Annotated in this window: 14 protein-coding genes and 1 tRNA gene; 6 read left to right on the top strand and 9 right to left on the bottom strand. The window is 71.7% G+C overall.

All coding sequences use genetic code 11. The features are described 5' to 3' along the window. Window positions 1–2 precede the first annotated feature (2 nt). The 5 genes from ACZ6S8_RS11815 (at window position 3) to ACZ6S8_RS11795 (ending at window position 5,206) form a co-directional block, all read left to right on the top strand. Window positions 3–1,556, top strand: coding sequence for a complex I subunit 4 family protein (locus tag ACZ6S8_RS11815; RefSeq protein ID WP_469454917.1), 1,554 nt, complete (start codon window positions 3–5; stop codon window positions 1,554–1,556). Beyond that, complete coding sequence (locus tag ACZ6S8_RS11810) at window positions 1,553–3,124, top strand: NADH-quinone oxidoreductase subunit N (RefSeq protein ID WP_469454700.1); 1,572 nt, start codon at window positions 1,553–1,555, stop codon at window positions 3,122–3,124. Before ACZ6S8_RS11815 ends, ACZ6S8_RS11810 begins: the two co-directional genes overlap by 4 nt. A 228-nt stretch (window positions 3,125–3,352) precedes the next feature. After that, complete coding sequence (gene htpX / locus ACZ6S8_RS11805; RefSeq protein ID WP_469454698.1) at window positions 3,353–4,216, top strand: zinc metalloprotease HtpX; 864 nt, start codon at window positions 3,353–3,355, stop codon at window positions 4,214–4,216. Then, window positions 4,213–4,605: a YccF domain-containing protein gene (locus ACZ6S8_RS11800; protein ID WP_469454695.1), complete on the top strand. Its 393-nt coding sequence runs from the start codon at window positions 4,213–4,215 to the stop codon at window positions 4,603–4,605. Before htpX ends, ACZ6S8_RS11800 begins: the two co-directional genes overlap by 4 nt. Before the next feature lie 76 nt (window positions 4,606–4,681). Continuing rightward, window positions 4,682–5,206: an SMI1/KNR4 family protein gene (locus ACZ6S8_RS11795; protein ID WP_469454694.1), complete on the top strand. Its 525-nt coding sequence runs from the start codon at window positions 4,682–4,684 to the stop codon at window positions 5,204–5,206. A 235-nt stretch (window positions 5,207–5,441) separates the two neighbouring features. Here ACZ6S8_RS11795 and ACZ6S8_RS11790 read toward each other — a convergent pair whose 3' ends face one another. Both ACZ6S8_RS11790 and ACZ6S8_RS11785 read right to left on the bottom strand, forming a co-directional pair. Further along, on the bottom strand, window positions 5,442–6,869 hold the full coding sequence (locus ACZ6S8_RS11790; protein WP_469454692.1) for a SulP family inorganic anion transporter: 1,428 nt from the start codon (window positions 6,867–6,869) through the stop codon (window positions 5,442–5,444). 193 nt (window positions 6,870–7,062) lie between these two features. Continuing rightward, window positions 7,063–7,551, bottom strand: a complete 489-nt coding sequence (locus ACZ6S8_RS11785; RefSeq protein ID WP_383931752.1) for a YajQ family cyclic di-GMP-binding protein — start codon at window positions 7,549–7,551, stop codon at window positions 7,063–7,065. A gap of 200 nt (window positions 7,552–7,751) precedes the next feature. Between ACZ6S8_RS11785 and ACZ6S8_RS11780 the strand changes: the two genes are divergently transcribed. Next, a tRNA-Tyr gene (locus tag ACZ6S8_RS11780) sits at window positions 7,752–7,833 on the top strand. A gap of 175 nt (window positions 7,834–8,008) precedes the next feature. On the opposite strand, the gene ACZ6S8_RS11775 is transcribed toward ACZ6S8_RS11780, so the two are convergent. From ACZ6S8_RS11775 to ACZ6S8_RS11745, 7 genes are all read right to left on the bottom strand, one after another. Further along, window positions 8,009–9,370 carry a tyrosine-type recombinase/integrase gene (locus tag ACZ6S8_RS11775; protein WP_469454689.1) on the bottom strand — a complete coding sequence of 454 codons (1,362 nt, stop codon included), beginning with the start codon at window positions 9,368–9,370 and terminating at the stop codon, window positions 8,009–8,011. Next, window positions 9,367–9,573 (bottom strand): helix-turn-helix transcriptional regulator, encoded by a 207-nt coding sequence (locus ACZ6S8_RS11770; protein ID WP_383931758.1) that lies wholly within the window; start codon window positions 9,571–9,573, stop codon window positions 9,367–9,369. The genes ACZ6S8_RS11775 and ACZ6S8_RS11770 overlap by 4 nt, the downstream gene beginning before the upstream one ends. A 203-nt stretch (window positions 9,574–9,776) precedes the next feature. Next, a complete protein-coding gene (locus ACZ6S8_RS11765; protein ID WP_469454687.1) occupies window positions 9,777–11,030 on the bottom strand; it encodes a DUF3631 domain-containing protein in 1,254 nt (417 codons plus the stop codon). Further along, window positions 11,030–11,383 (bottom strand): hypothetical protein, encoded by a 354-nt coding sequence (locus ACZ6S8_RS11760; RefSeq protein ID WP_469454685.1) that lies wholly within the window; start codon window positions 11,381–11,383, stop codon window positions 11,030–11,032. The genes ACZ6S8_RS11765 and ACZ6S8_RS11760 overlap by 1 nt, the downstream gene beginning before the upstream one ends. Continuing rightward, on the bottom strand, window positions 11,380–12,282 hold the full coding sequence (locus ACZ6S8_RS11755) for a bifunctional DNA primase/polymerase (RefSeq protein WP_469454683.1): 903 nt from the start codon (window positions 12,280–12,282) through the stop codon (window positions 11,380–11,382). Before ACZ6S8_RS11755 ends, ACZ6S8_RS11760 begins: the two co-directional genes overlap by 4 nt. A 71-nt stretch (window positions 12,283–12,353) precedes the next feature. Next, on the bottom strand, window positions 12,354–12,530 hold the full coding sequence (locus ACZ6S8_RS11750; RefSeq protein WP_469454681.1) for a hypothetical protein: 177 nt from the start codon (window positions 12,528–12,530) through the stop codon (window positions 12,354–12,356). 12 nt (window positions 12,531–12,542) lie between these two features. Next, on the bottom strand, window positions 12,543–13,037 hold the full coding sequence (locus tag ACZ6S8_RS11745) for a hypothetical protein (protein WP_469454679.1): 495 nt from the start codon (window positions 13,035–13,037) through the stop codon (window positions 12,543–12,545). Window positions 13,038–13,044 lie beyond the last annotated feature (7 nt).

Raw genomic sequence — 13,044 nt, 5'->3', positions numbered from 1 at the left:
TGATGCAGTTCCTTCTGGCGTTCGTCGTGGCCGCACCGCTCCTCGGCGCCGCCGCGGCGCTCCTGCCCGCCCCGCCCGGACTCAAGGGCCGCAGCCCCGAACAAGCCGTGCTGCGCCACGGCGTGACCGTCACCGGCGTGATCCTCGCCGCGGCCGTCGCCCTCGCCCTGGGCTTCGACCACGACGCCCCGTCACGCTTCCAGGCGACGACGGACATCAGCTGGATCCAGGCGCTGAACGTCCGCATCCACCTCGGCATCGACGGCATCTCGCTCCCCCTCCTCCTGATGACCGCGCTGCTGTTCTTCCTCTGCGCGCTCTACAGCTACTTCAAGCTCCCCGAGGGCCCCTCCCCGAAGGCCTTCGTCGCCCTGCTGCTCGTCCTGGAGTCCGGCACCCTCGCGACCTTCGCCGTCCTCGACCTGCTGCTCTTCTTCCTCGCATTCGAGATGGTCCTCATCCCGATGTACTTCCTCATCGCCCGCTGGGGCGGTGCTCAAAGGCAGGCCGCCGCCTGGAAGTTCATCCTCTACACCCTCCTCGGCTCCGTCGTCATGCTGCTCGGCCTGCTGCTCATCGGACTGAACAGCGGCACCTTCGACATGGTGGCACTCGCCTCTGACAACGGCCGCGAACTGACCCACACCACCCAGCTCCTGGCGGTCCTCGCCATCGGCATCGGCCTCGCCGTGAAGACCCCGATGTGGCCGCTGCACAGCTGGCTCCCGGACGCCCACACCGCCGCCCCCACCGTCGGCTCCGTCCTGCTGGCGGGCGTCCTGCTGAAGATGGGCACGTACGGGTTCGTCCGCATCCTGCTCCCCGTCACTCCCGACGGCATGGCCACCTTCGCCCCCTACCTGGGCGCCTTCGCCGCCGTCGGCATCGTCTACGGCTCCCTCGCCTGCCTCGCGCTGGCCCGCAAGGGCGGCAAGGGCGACCTCAAGCGCCTCATCGCGTACTCCTCCGTCGGCCACATGGGCTTCGTGCTCCTCGGCATCGCGTCGATGACCCCCACCGGCGTCAACGGCGCGCTCTTCGCCAACATCGCCCACGGCCTGATCACCGGCCTCCTCTTCTTCCTGGTCGGCGCCCTCAAGGACCGCTACGGCACCGCCGACCTCGACACCCTCGCCGGAGCCACCGGCGCCGCCCTCTACGGCCGTGCCCCCCGCCTCGGCGCGCTCCTCGCCTTCGCCGCCGTCGCCTCCCTCGGCCTGCCCGGCCTGGCCGGCTTCTGGGGCGAGATGCTGGCCCTGTTCGGCGCCTTCGACCCGGCCCGCGGGCTGCCGCGCCCCGCGTTCCTCACGTACACGGCCGTCGGCGCGTTCGGCACGCTGCTCACCGCCGCGTACCTCCTGATCGTCGTACGGCGCGTCTGCATGGGCGATCCGAAGGCCGGCCCCCCGCTCGCCGTCGCGGACGTCCAGCGCTACGAGTTCGCCGCCTGGACCCCGCTCGCCGCCCTCACCGTCCTCGCCGGCCTGTGGCCCGCGGTCCTCCTCGGCCTCACCGACCCGGCCGTCCAGAAGCTCCTCGCAGGAGGCACCTCATGACGGCCCTCGCGGTCCTCGCCGCCGAGACCCCGAACCTGGTCCAGTCCGTCGACTGGCTCGCCATCGCGCCCGTCGTCATCACCGCCGCCGTCGGCCTGGCCGTACTGGTCGCCGACCTCTTCGTACCGGAGAACCGCAAGGGCGTCCTCGGCTGGGTCTCCGTGGCCGGCCTCGCCGCCGCGACCGCCAGCCTGCTGCCGCTGCGCGCCGGAGACCGCACCACCTTCTGCCTCACCGGCGACCCGACCGCCTGCAGCTACACCGCCGACCACTTCGCGCTCGTCGTCCAGTTCCTGGTCCTGGGCGGCGCCCTGATCACCGCACTGCTGTCGGTCACCGCCGTCCGCGACGCGCGCATGCCGGCCGGCGAGTACTGGTTCCTGCTGCTCTCCTCCGCCGCCGGCGCGGCCCTGCTGCCCGCCTCGCGCGACCTGGCGACCCTGATCGTCGCCCTCGAAGTGGCCTCGCTGCCCGCCTTCGCCCTCGTCGGCATGCGCCGCGGCGACCGGCTCTCCTCCGAGGCCGCCCTCAAGTTCTTCCTGTCCTCCGTCACGGCCACCGCCGTGTCCCTGATGGGCGTCAGCTTCGTCTACGCCGCCACCGGCTCCCTCCACCTCGGCCAGGTCGCCGACCGCCTCGAAGACGTCCCCGGGCAGCTCGACACCCTCGCCATGGCCGGCGTCGCGCTCACCCTCGTCGGCTTCGCCTTCAAGACCGCCGCCGTCCCCTTCCACTTCTGGGTCCCCGACACGTACGTCGGTGCCCCCCTGCCCATCGCCGGCTACCTCTCGGTGATCGGCAAGGCCGTCGGCTTCACCGGCCTCATCCTCGTCACGGTGATCGCCTTCCCGGCGTACTCCGACATCTGGGGCCCGGCCCTCGCCGTCCTCGCCGCCCTCACCATGACCCTCGGCAACGCCGCCGCCCTGCGCCAGTCCGCCGACCGGCCGAACAGCGCCGTACGCCTCCTCGCCTGGTCCTCGGTCGGCCAGGCCGGCTACCTGCTGGTCCCGATCGCGGCCGCCGCGTACTCCGGGCGCGACCAGATCGGCTCCACCGTCGCCTACGCCCTCATGTACGCGGCCGTGAACCTCGGCGCCTTCGCCGTCGCCGCGCTGGTCGCCCGCACCAAGCCGCTCCAGCGGATCAGCGACTACCGCGGCCTGTACGCCGAGCGCCCCCTCGCCGCCCTCTCGCTGGCCTTCTTCCTGCTCTGCCTGGCCGGCCTGCCGCCGGGCCTCATCGGCCTCTTCGCCAAGGTCACCGTCTTCCGGTCCGCCGTCGACGCGGGCCTGGGCTGGCTGGCCGTCGTCATGGCGGTCAACGTCGTCCTCGCCCTGTACTACTACCTGCGCTGGACGGCGCTCCTGTTCCGCGCGCCGGAAACCGCCCGCACGCCGGACGGCGCGTCCGCGGGCACGCCGGCCGGGGCACCGCCCGCCGCACCCGCGCGGGCCCCGTGGCCGGTGACCGCCGCGATCGTGCTCACCGCCGTCACCGCCGTGGTGCTCTCGGGCGCCCCGCAGCTGGTCCTGCGCTTCGCGTCGGGATCGCTCTTCCCCCAGTAGCCCGCCCGCGACCGTACGGCGCCCGCACTCGGGCCGTAACCCGTATGGAGTAACCCCTGCCGTCGCCCGCACCGCCCTCGCCGCCCCGGCCGCGGGGGCGGCGACCCCGGCGCGCCCTGGGAACCCCACGCCCCCACCTCGCGTTGACCAGGAAGGAAGGGTCCACTGGACCCTAGACCCGCAGACCCACGACGGGGCTCCCCTGCCGCACCACTTGGAGGGCGTACCGTGCACCGCCGGCACAACGGGCTCAAGACCGCCGTACTCCTCGGCGGGATGTCCGCACTCATCATCGTCATCGGAAGCTTCTTCGGACGGACCGGCCTGATCATCGCCGTCCTGGTCGCCCTCGGGACGAACGCGTACGCGTACTGGAACAGCGACAAGCTGGCTCTACGCGCGATGCGCGCCCGCCCCGTCAGCGAATTCGAGGCCCCCGATCTCTACCGCATGGTGCGCGAGCTCTCCACGTCCGCGCGCCAGCCCATGCCACGGCTCTACATCTCGCCGACCGAGGCGCCCAACGCCTTCGCCACCGGCCGCAACCCGCGCAACGCCGCGGTCTGCTGCACGGAGGGCATCCTGCGCATCCTCGACGAGCGCGAGCTGCGCGGGGTCATCGGCCACGAGCTGAGCCACGTCTACAACCGCGACATCCTGATCTCCTCGGTCGCCGGCGCACTCGCCTCGGTGATCATGTTCCTGGTCAACTTCGCCTGGCTGATCCCGGTCGGCCGGTCGAACGACGACGAGGGCCCCGGCCTCTTCGGCATGCTGCTGATCATGATCCTGGGCCCGCTGGCCGCCTCCGTGATCCAGCTGGCGATCAGCCGCTCCCGCGAGTACGAGGCCGACGCCTCGGGCGCCCAGCTCACCGGCGACCCGCTCGCCCTGGCCAGCGCCCTGCGCAAGCTCGACGCGGGCACCAAGCAGCTCCCGCTGCCCGCCGAGCCCCGGCTGGAGACGGCGAGCCACATGATGATCGCCAACCCCTTCCGCCCGGGAGAAGGACTCTCCAAGATGTTCTCCACCCACCCCCCCATGGCCGAGCGCATCGCCCGGCTCGAACAGATGGCAGGCCGTAGGCAGTGAAGACAATCCTGAACGTCATTTGGCTCGTGCTCAGCGGCATCTGGCTGTTCCTGGGCTATGTCCTGGCAGGTGTCCTGCTCTGCATCACGATCATCGGCATCCCCTTCGGGATCGCCGCCTTCCGCATCGCGATCTACGCCCTCTGGCCCTTCGGCTACACCACGGTCGAGCGGCACGACGCGGGCGCCCCGTCCTGTGTGGGCAACGTCCTGTGGCTGGTCCTCGCGGGCTGGTGGCTCGCCCTGGGCCACATCGTCACCGGCATCGCCCTGTGCGTCACGATCATCGGCATCCCGTTCGGCATCGCCAACTTCAAGATGGTCCCGCTCTCCCTGCTCCCGCTGGGCCGCGAGATCGTCCCGACGGACGCCCCGTTCGCCGCCCGCTGACCCCGGTCGCGGGCGCGCTCGGCCGAGTTGTCCACAGGGCGAGCGGGCTGTCGGTGGAGTCGGTCACCATGAGTGCATGAACGAGACCGAGCAGTTGCTGGAGCAAGTCGCGGCCCACGTCCGCCACTGCGCGCGGGACGACGGAGAGCCGCTGTCCGCACCGCTGGAGACCGGCGAGGTCATCCGGAGCGAGCGCATACTCGGCTTCGCCCTGCCCCCGCTGCTCGCCGGGCTCCACACCCGGGTCGGGGACGGCGGATTCGGCCCGGAGTACGGGCTGCTGCCGCTGCGCGAGATCGTGCGGACGTACGAGGCACAGCGCGCGTCCGGGTGGCGATGGCCGGAGGCCGTGCTGCCCGTGGCCGACTTCGGCTGCGGCATGTGGGTGTGCGTCGACTGCCGCTCGGAGGCCGCCCAGGTCCTGCTGTTCGACCCGAATCCGGGAGATCCCGACCTCGCCTGGTTCCTCGACAGCCCCAGCTTCGCCGACTGGCTGCGCGGCTGGATCGACGGCACCGCCTGGTACTGCGAGGACTCGGCCGCGGGGGAGGAGTACGACCTGGATCCCACCCCCTGGGCCGAGTTCAGATCCCGGATCTGACCCGCGGACGCCCGCCGCCGGCCGGCGCGCGCAAGGCTGGTCTGCAAGCCGCAGCCGGACAGCCCGACCGCTGCCACGGCCCGATCCTTGACACCTGAACCGAGAGCCCTCAAGCGGACGTTCGCGATCGCGTAGTCCACCGGTCGCCCGGAGGGCGCCCCGAAGGACGACACCCGGCCCCGACCCGCCCGCCGCACCCGACCGCACCTGAACCTCCACGAAGCCGGGCGCCGGGCTAGGAGACGCCCTCCCGGCCCGGTACCGGCGTCCGCTGCCGCTCCCACCCCTCCAGGGCGGTCAGGCAGGCGTGGTCGAGGTGGCGCAGCCCGCCCAGGTCGAGCCGGACCGGCTGCCCGTGCGGCAGCGCGTCCAGCGCGTCGAGCAGCTTGGGCAGCCGCAGGAAGCTGGCGTTCCCCACGACCCGCACGCACAGCACCTCGCCCTCCCAGACCTCCTCGACGTGCACGTGAGAGGTCTCCCACGCCGCCTTGGCGACGGCGAGCCCCAGCCCGAACAGCACCCCCTCGAACAGGTTCGTCGCCACGATCGACACCGCCGTCGCCGCCAGCACCACCGCCTCGCCCCGGTGCGTGCGCCACAGCGCGGCCACCGCCCGCGCGGGCAGCAGCTTCCAGCCCGCGTGCAGCAGCACCCCCGCCAACGCCGCGAGCGGGACCAGCTCCAGAACCCGGGGGACGGCCACGGCGAACAGCAGCAGCCAGGCGCCGTGCATCACCCGTGAGGCCCGGGTGCGCGCCCCTGCCTCCACATTGGCGGCGCTGCGCACGATCACCGCCGTCATCGGCAGCGCCCCCAGCAGCCCGCAGACGCTGTTGCCCACCCCCTGGGCGATCAGCTCCCGGTCGTACTCCGTCCTCGGCCCGTCGTGCATGCGGTCCACGGCGGCGGCGCTGAACAGCGTCTCGGCGGAGGCGATCAGCGCCAGCGCGACCACGGTCCCGGCCGCGCCGAAGGACGCCAGCACCCCGAAGTCCCCCCAGCCGGGCGGGGACACCGCCTCCAGCACCCCGGTCACCCGCACCTTCTCGACGGGCAGCCGCCACAGCGCCGCCACTGCCGTCGCGGCGAACACGGCGACGAGCGCCCCCGGCACGACGCGCAGCCGGGCCGGCATCCGGCGCCAGCCCACCAGGACGGCGACCGTACCGGCCCCGAGCGCCACGGCGGCCCAGTCGGCCCCCGCCACGAGCTCCGGCAGCCCGCCGAACTTCGCCAGGGTCGTGCCCGGAGCCCCGGTACCGCCCAGGGCGTACAGCTGCCCCGCGATCAGCACGAGCCCGATCCCGGCGAGCATCCCGTACACGACGGCGACGGAGATCGCCCGGAACCACCGCCCGAGGCGCAGCACGCCCATGCCCAGCTGCACGGCGCCGGCGGCCAGCACGAGCACCCCGAGCGCGGGCACGCCGTACGCGCTCACCGCCTCGTAGACGAGCACGGTGAGCCCGGCCGCGGGCCCGCTCACCTGGAGCGAACTCCCGCGGAACCACCCCGTGACCAGCCCGCCGACCACTCCGGTGACGATCCCCAGCTCCGCCGGAACCCCGGAGGCGACGGCGATCCCCACGCAGAGGGGCAGCGCGACCAACGCGACGACGACGGACGCCCCGAAGTCTTCCCGAAACGTGCCGGCCCCTGGCATGCGAGAACCCCCTGCCGCGCGGTGATGGATGTCCATCCAGCGTGGTGGGCGCACTCCCCGGCGCCCAAGTGCCCACGGAGGTCCGCAGTGGCGCACGCGCCGCACGCGCCCCGCACACACGCCCCGGGAACGCCGCGGCCCGGCGGTCGGTGAGGACCGCCGGGCCGGCGCGGGAACAGGTCGCGGACCAGGGTCAGCGGTAGTTCACGTACTGGATCGCGAAGTCCAGGTCCTTGCCCTTGAGCAGCGTCTGGACCTCCTGCAGGTCGTCACGGCTCTTGGAGCTGACGCGCAGCTCCTCGCCCTGCACCTGGGCCTTGACGCCCTTGGGACCCTCGTCCCGGATGATCTTCGCGACCTTCTTGGCGTTCTCCTGGGAGATGCCCTCCTCGATCGTGGCGAAGATCTTGTACTCCTTGCCGGAGAGCTGCGGCTCGCCGGCGTCCAGCGCCTTGAGCGAGATGCCGCGCTTGACCAGCTTGGTCTCGAAGACGTCGAGGATGGCCTTGACGCGCTCCTCGGAGTTCGCCTCCATCACGATCTTCTCGCCGGACCAGGCGATCGTGGCGCCCGTGCCCTTGAAGTCGTAGCGCTGCGAGAGTTCCTTGGCGGCCTGGTTGAGGGCGTTGTCGACCTCCTGCCGCTCGACCTTCGAGACGATGTCGAAACTGGAGTCGGCCATGTCCTGTGGCTCCTTGAAGTCGGTGGTGATGGCCCCGTGGGGCCCGGCCGGACAGCTCCGGTCCGCTCGGCAAAGCCTAGCCACCGCACCCACCCCGAGCGCTGATCAATCCGGTGGCGAAGCACCCCCGGTCATCGGGTATCGTTTACGTCGTTGCCACAGAGCACCGCCCCACAGCGGACTCGAAGGCGACATCTCATGGCGATGTGCCCGAGTGGCCAATGGGAGCGGACTGTAAATCCGTCGGCTTAGCCTACCCAGGTTCGAATCCTGGCGTCGCCACGCGAGTGGAACCCCCGTTCATCTGCGGAAACGCAGCGAACGGGGGTTCTGTCGTTTTCGAACACGGTCAGCCGACTGTCTCGCACTGTCTCGCTGACACACGCTCTCTACCAGCCTCTGTGGACGGGGCGTGGACGGGAATCCGGGGTCCGACCTGGGAGTTTGGGCAAGCCCGCTACCGGCCGTCCAGACGCGCGGAAATCTTGGCGTTCGCGGCCTCCGCCCCGCCCTTCAGGAACTTCGCGTACACCCGGAAGAGCACCGCCAGGCTGTGGCCGGCGCGCTGAGCGACGATCTGCGGTTCCACCCCCGCACTGAGCCAGGTGGACACCGCCGTGTGGCGAAGGTCATAAGGCCGTTTAGCCAATCTGGACGCGTGGTCCTGCTGGCTCAGCACTTCTGCCCTGGCATCGGCCCACACCGCGCCGTATCCGCTCTCCTGCACCATCCCGCCACGCGCCGTTCTGAAGAGCCGTCCGTCATCCGCGACGCCGTGGACGGTGATGTGCCAGCGCAGCAGGGATACGAGCTGGGGCGGGATTGGGACCTCACGCACGGCGCTCCGGGGCCGGTGCTTCAGACCCTTCCGGTCATGGGCCTCGCCGGAGTCCGTCCAGGCCCGGCCGGCGCGCGGACGGCTCTCCCGCAGCCACACCGTTCCCCACCCGCGCCGGGGCAGGCGAAAGTCCGCGGCCCGCAGCCCGACCGTCTCGCCGGGACGAGCGGCGGCGTAGAGGATGCAGGCGAAGAACGCCTCCAGATGCCGCCCCCGTGCTCCCTGAGCCCGGACCCCGGCGAGCAGTCGCTCGGCGAGTTCGGGCCCGGGCACACAGGCCCGGTCCAGCTCTTCTTCGACCTTCTCGGGCGCCGACCACTGAAGGGAATGGAGCGGGTTCTCCGCGAGCAGGTCCGCTTCCACCGCGTACCCGAGGGCTTGGTGGAAAATGGCGCGCTTTCGGGCGATGACGGAGCCAGCAGACGTCTTCCCGTCTAGCCGCTTCGTGCAGGCGGTGAGGGCCTTCCGCGCGAGCACCCGCTCGGAGAGGGCGGAAACCGGCACGGACTTCCGCTCGAACCAGGCCAGGACTGCCTTCACGTCGTCCGGCTGCTCCTTGTCCCACTGGTGCACGTTGAACGCCCAGCTATAGAGCACCCGCCGGGCGACGCTCGGCTCGGCCATGCCTTTGGAGTCCTTAACCAGGGCCATCGTGACCGTGGCCATGGCCTCGGCAAGGTTCTTCCGTGTCGTCGCGGGGGAGTGGTCCCACTTCATCTCGACGTAGTTTCGGGCGTGCTCGTACCAGGGGATGTCCTTCTCCCGCTGGATGAGCGATCGGGGGAGCCCGCTGTCAACGTCGAAGGGCTCCCCGGCGCGCGCCGCGGTGATGAGCTGCGCGCGCCGACTCTCGGCCAGGCCGAGAGTCAGGAAGGACTCCGAGTGGGGCCGGATCCCCACCTGCCAACGGAGTTGGTAGGGCTTCCGGTAGGGCCGCTTTCGGATGGCCCACATCTTGACCGTGTAGCTCCAGTCGGTCACGCGGCCTCCAGGTCATTGTTGAAGGCGTCCAGAGCACTGCGGCGCACCCGGAGATGGCCGTTCGGGAGGCGGCGGGCCTCGGGGCCGTAGCCGCGGTTCCGCCAGCGGTACCAGGTGGCGCGCGTGATGCCGAGTTCCTCAAGTACGTCGGTGAGGGGCAGCCATTCATCCACCGGCGGCCGCCGGCGTCGGGGCGTTGCCATCGTCGTCTCCTCGTGAAGTAGGTCGAGCGGGCCCGCTGGGGCGCCACGGGGGTAGGCCGTGCTTCGCCCCCTCTGGGGGATCCGCAACATCCGCCACGCCGCAACATCGCTGGTCAGCGGCTCGGATTTGTGGCGGATCGGGATTCTGTGGCGGATAGGTGCCGCCACACGCAGTGGTGTGGCGGCACCGGTCGTGGCGGGAGCTATCCGGCGACGGGGAAGAGCGGTGTGGCGGTTTCCGTGTGCGTGTGGCGGATGCGTGTGGCGGTATCCGCCACAGATTCACCCCCTCTGACCTGCGGTGTGGCGGCTGTGGCGGCTGTTGCGGACTTCTGGAGGTGCGGGGGGCAGTAGCGGGCCCAGGCGTCGGCCAGGTCTTCGGCGTAGTAGCCCTTGGGGGTGGTGGAGCCGACTCGGATCCCGCGGGGCTTGATGGGCTTGTTGGCCGCGGTGACGTACTGGCCGAGCATCTGGGACAGGGCTCGGGAGGTGAGGGGCTTGCCGTCCATGTCGGCCCAGGGGGCGTCGTCCATGCGCAGGAGGGATTCGAGGATCGTTGCGGTCGGCATCCGCTCTTGGCCGCGGAAGACGTGGTCGCGTAGGTCGGTCAGCAGGCGGATGCCGAGGGAGGAGGCGTCGTTCTCCTTGGCGGCGGTGACCAGTTCCAGGCAGGCTTCGCGGGCCCGCTCGGGCCAGTCGCCTCCCGCGGCTTCGGCGATGGAGAGGAGGGGTTCCCACACGTCTGCCGGCCGGTCGCTGATGCCTTCGGGCATGGTGGGCCAGGATCCGGTGACTTGCTCTCGGATGGATTCGGCCCAGGAGGCGAGTCGGTCGCGCAAGGAGTTGCCCTGCTTCTTGTGGATGCGCTCCCGCCAGGGCTCGCAGGACTCGTTGGGGGCCTTCTTGCGCATGCGGATGATGACGGAGCGGCTGAAGACGGTGTCGGGCAGGGAGCCGAGTCCCGCGAGGGCGACGGCGCAGTAGGCGGGGAAGCCCTCCACGGTCTGGTTGGCGCCGTCCCCGACGCATCGGTACATCTTCCGGCCTCGGGTGTGACCGGCGTTGAGGAACTTGCGCAGGTTCTCGTCCCCTGCGGCCTTGGGGCCGAAGATCGTGTCGATCTCGTCGAAGAGGATCGTGGGCCGCTCTTCTTCGATGCCGGCGACGGACCGGAACAGTGCGGACTGCGAGGCGTCCACCGCTGCCATGGAGTTGGGTACGAGGGTCTCGATCACGTCCAGCGCGCGGCTCTTGCCGGAACCGGGTTCCGGGGAGAGGAACGCGATCCGCGGGGTGGCGTCGAAGGCGTCGAGCAGGTGCGCGTGGGCGTCCCACAGGACCACCGCTGCGTAGGCGGCTTCGCGGGGGAAGATGTTGAACCGGCGGTGGAAGGCTTCGACCTCGTTGAGGAGGGCGGCGCCGTCGATGGGTGCGGCCTTGGGCTTCGGGTCGCTCATCAGGCGGCCTTCCCTTCCTGGGTGACGAGGAGCGGGCAGTGGGTGCGGTGCTGGGCGTGGTCGGCGATCAGGGCGAGCGCGCGGGCCTGCCCCGCGGCGAAGAGGTCCCGCCCGCACTGGCACCAGGAGCGGGCGGAGGGGGTGACGCCGTGGCCGGGGGCGGTGATGTGGAGCCAGGCGACCGGCCGGCGTCCGTCGTCCCAGCGCGGGTCAGGGCGGACAGCAGAAGGGACGCCTTCGGCGACGACCCTCAGCGCACCACCGTCGTCCGGGGCGGGGGCCGGTTCGGCGGGGCTGACCTCGGCGCGGCTGGGGGCAGGGCCTTCCAAGGGGGGATGGGAGTGGGTGCTCATGCCGTCTCCCGGGTGCGGGCGGTGCGGGCGGAGCTGTCGAGGGCGCTGCGGATCGTGGAGCGGCACTCGGCGACGGTGAGTCCCCGGTCCTCTCCTGCCGCTTGGAAGGCCCCTTCGACTTCCTCGCGGGTGATGTCGCCCCAGGCCACGAACCGTCCGATCTTGAACGCGGACCGGTTGAGCGTGTTGTTCGCCTGCTTGACCGGAGCTGCCCGGACCGTGGCGCACTCGGCGTTCAGCGCGGCGCGGGCCGCACTGCTGCCGCTGACCGTGGGGGCGGCCAGCCGCCGGGCGGGCGTGGGGGCGGGCGGCTGGAGCAGGGTGAGCAGCCAGTTCGGCAGTTCCGCGACCGGGGCCGGGTCGGTGACCTCGTACGGGCCGGCGGGGGTGGTGCTGGCGGGGGCGACGACGTAGCCGCCGTGGGCGCGGGTGTCGATGAGCGGCCCGAGCTTGCCCGCCGTGTTCCCCAGCCGCACTCCGGCCGGGGCGGCGAAGTACAGGTGAGCCCCGCCCGACGGGGTCCGGGTCCGGAAGGTGACCGGGACGGCCTGCCCGTCGCGGGCGCAGAGCGTCGTGAAGGTCTCCGCTCCGGTCCGCGCGTCCGGACCGTGCTGGGGCTTGGGGGTGTCCAGGTCGACCACGACCAGCCCGGCGGGGCCCGTGGCCAGACCGATGTTGTAGGGCCGGTGGCTCCAGCAGCGGGTGATGGCGGCCGGGTCGGTGGTGGCGCGCTGCTCCCACTTCACGTGCCCGGCGGCGCAGGCACCGTTGCGGGGGCAGCGGTCCTGGCTATGGAGGGCGGGGGTCTTCGTTCCGGGCCGGAGGGGGAAGACGGGCCAGCCGCGGGCGGCGAGGCTTAAGGCGGTGGTGAGCTGTGCGGACGGGGGGTGTTGAGTCATGCTGGGGTCCTCCAGTAGGTGCTGGAAGAGGGCGGCCCGGACTTTGCCGAGACGGGGCCGCCCTCGTCGTGTCAGTGGTGGGAGTGGTCGGTGGCGGCGTCGGTGAGGCGCTTGGCCTCGTCGGCGGTGACGGCGCGGTAGTGGATCGAGACGCGGCATCCGGGCTCGGGGCAGCGGACGGTGCGCTTACCGGCGAGCAGGTTGAGCGCGTCCGTGACGCGGTCGGCCAGCGGCTGGGACTGGTCCATGGGGCTCCTTGGTCAGCGGTGGTTGATGGTTCCGGTGGCGCGGCCGAACATCCCGGACGCGCTGATGTTCTGCGTCACGTGCTGCACCGGAGCCGCACACTGGCCGGCCGATCCGCGTGCGGTGCGGAGGAGGATGGGGGCGAGGGTTCCGGCGGCGATGAGGGCGATGGCGGCCCAGAGGGCTTCGGTGATGGCGATCAGTCCCGGGGCGGCGTAGGAGATTCCGAACCCGGCCGCGGCGATCCCGCCGCCCACGGTCGGGGCGAGCAAAGCGGTCGTCTTCGCCCACACGGGGACCGGCTGCACGGCGGCGGCCGATGCAGGCGCGGGGGCGGTGCCGAGGTGGGTGTAGGCGAGGGTGCGGTAGCCGCCGGGGAGGGTGACCATCTCGACTCCTGGGGGGAGTTCGGCGGGCAGCATGAGCGGCTGCTGGATGGCGGTGGGGTGGAGGATGGGGTCGCCGTAGCGGGTCGCGGGGGTGGTGCTCGTGCGGGTGGGTTCATGCACGACGGGG

The organism is Streptomyces sp. NPDC048461, from assembly GCF_055587105.1.
Note: the sequence above shows the minus strand (reverse complement) of the source record. Positions and strands in the feature narration are given on the sequence as shown.

Excerpts from the sequence above, each read along its gene's own strand:
- ACZ6S8_RS11815 (WP_469454917.1), top strand. The coding sequence starts at position 3 with ATGCAGTTCCTTCTGGCGTTCGTCGTGGCCGCACCGCTCCTCGGCGCC.
- ACZ6S8_RS11810 (WP_469454700.1), top strand. The coding sequence starts at position 1,553 with ATGACGGCCCTCGCGGTCCTCGCCGCCGAGACCCCGAACCTGGTCCAG.
- ACZ6S8_RS11795 (WP_469454694.1), top strand. The coding sequence starts at position 4,682 with ATGAACGAGACCGAGCAGTTGCTGGAGCAAGTCGCGGCCCACGTCCGC.
- ACZ6S8_RS11790 (WP_469454692.1), bottom strand. The coding sequence starts at position 6,869 with ATGCCAGGGGCCGGCACGTTTCGGGAAGACTTCGGGGCGTCCGTCGTC.
- ACZ6S8_RS11785 (WP_383931752.1), bottom strand. The coding sequence starts at position 7,551 with ATGGCCGACTCCAGTTTCGACATCGTCTCGAAGGTCGAGCGGCAGGAG.
- ACZ6S8_RS11770 (WP_383931758.1), bottom strand. The coding sequence starts at position 9,573 with ATGGCAACGCCCCGACGCCGGCGGCCGCCGGTGGATGAATGGCTGCCC.
- ACZ6S8_RS11765 (WP_469454687.1), bottom strand. The coding sequence starts at position 11,030 with ATGAGCGACCCGAAGCCCAAGGCCGCACCCATCGACGGCGCCGCCCTC.
- ACZ6S8_RS11760 (WP_469454685.1), bottom strand. The coding sequence starts at position 11,383 with ATGAGCACCCACTCCCATCCCCCCTTGGAAGGCCCTGCCCCCAGCCGC.
- ACZ6S8_RS11755 (WP_469454683.1), bottom strand. The coding sequence starts at position 12,282 with ATGACTCAACACCCCCCGTCCGCACAGCTCACCACCGCCTTAAGCCTC.
- ACZ6S8_RS11750 (WP_469454681.1), bottom strand. The coding sequence starts at position 12,530 with ATGGACCAGTCCCAGCCGCTGGCCGACCGCGTCACGGACGCGCTCAAC.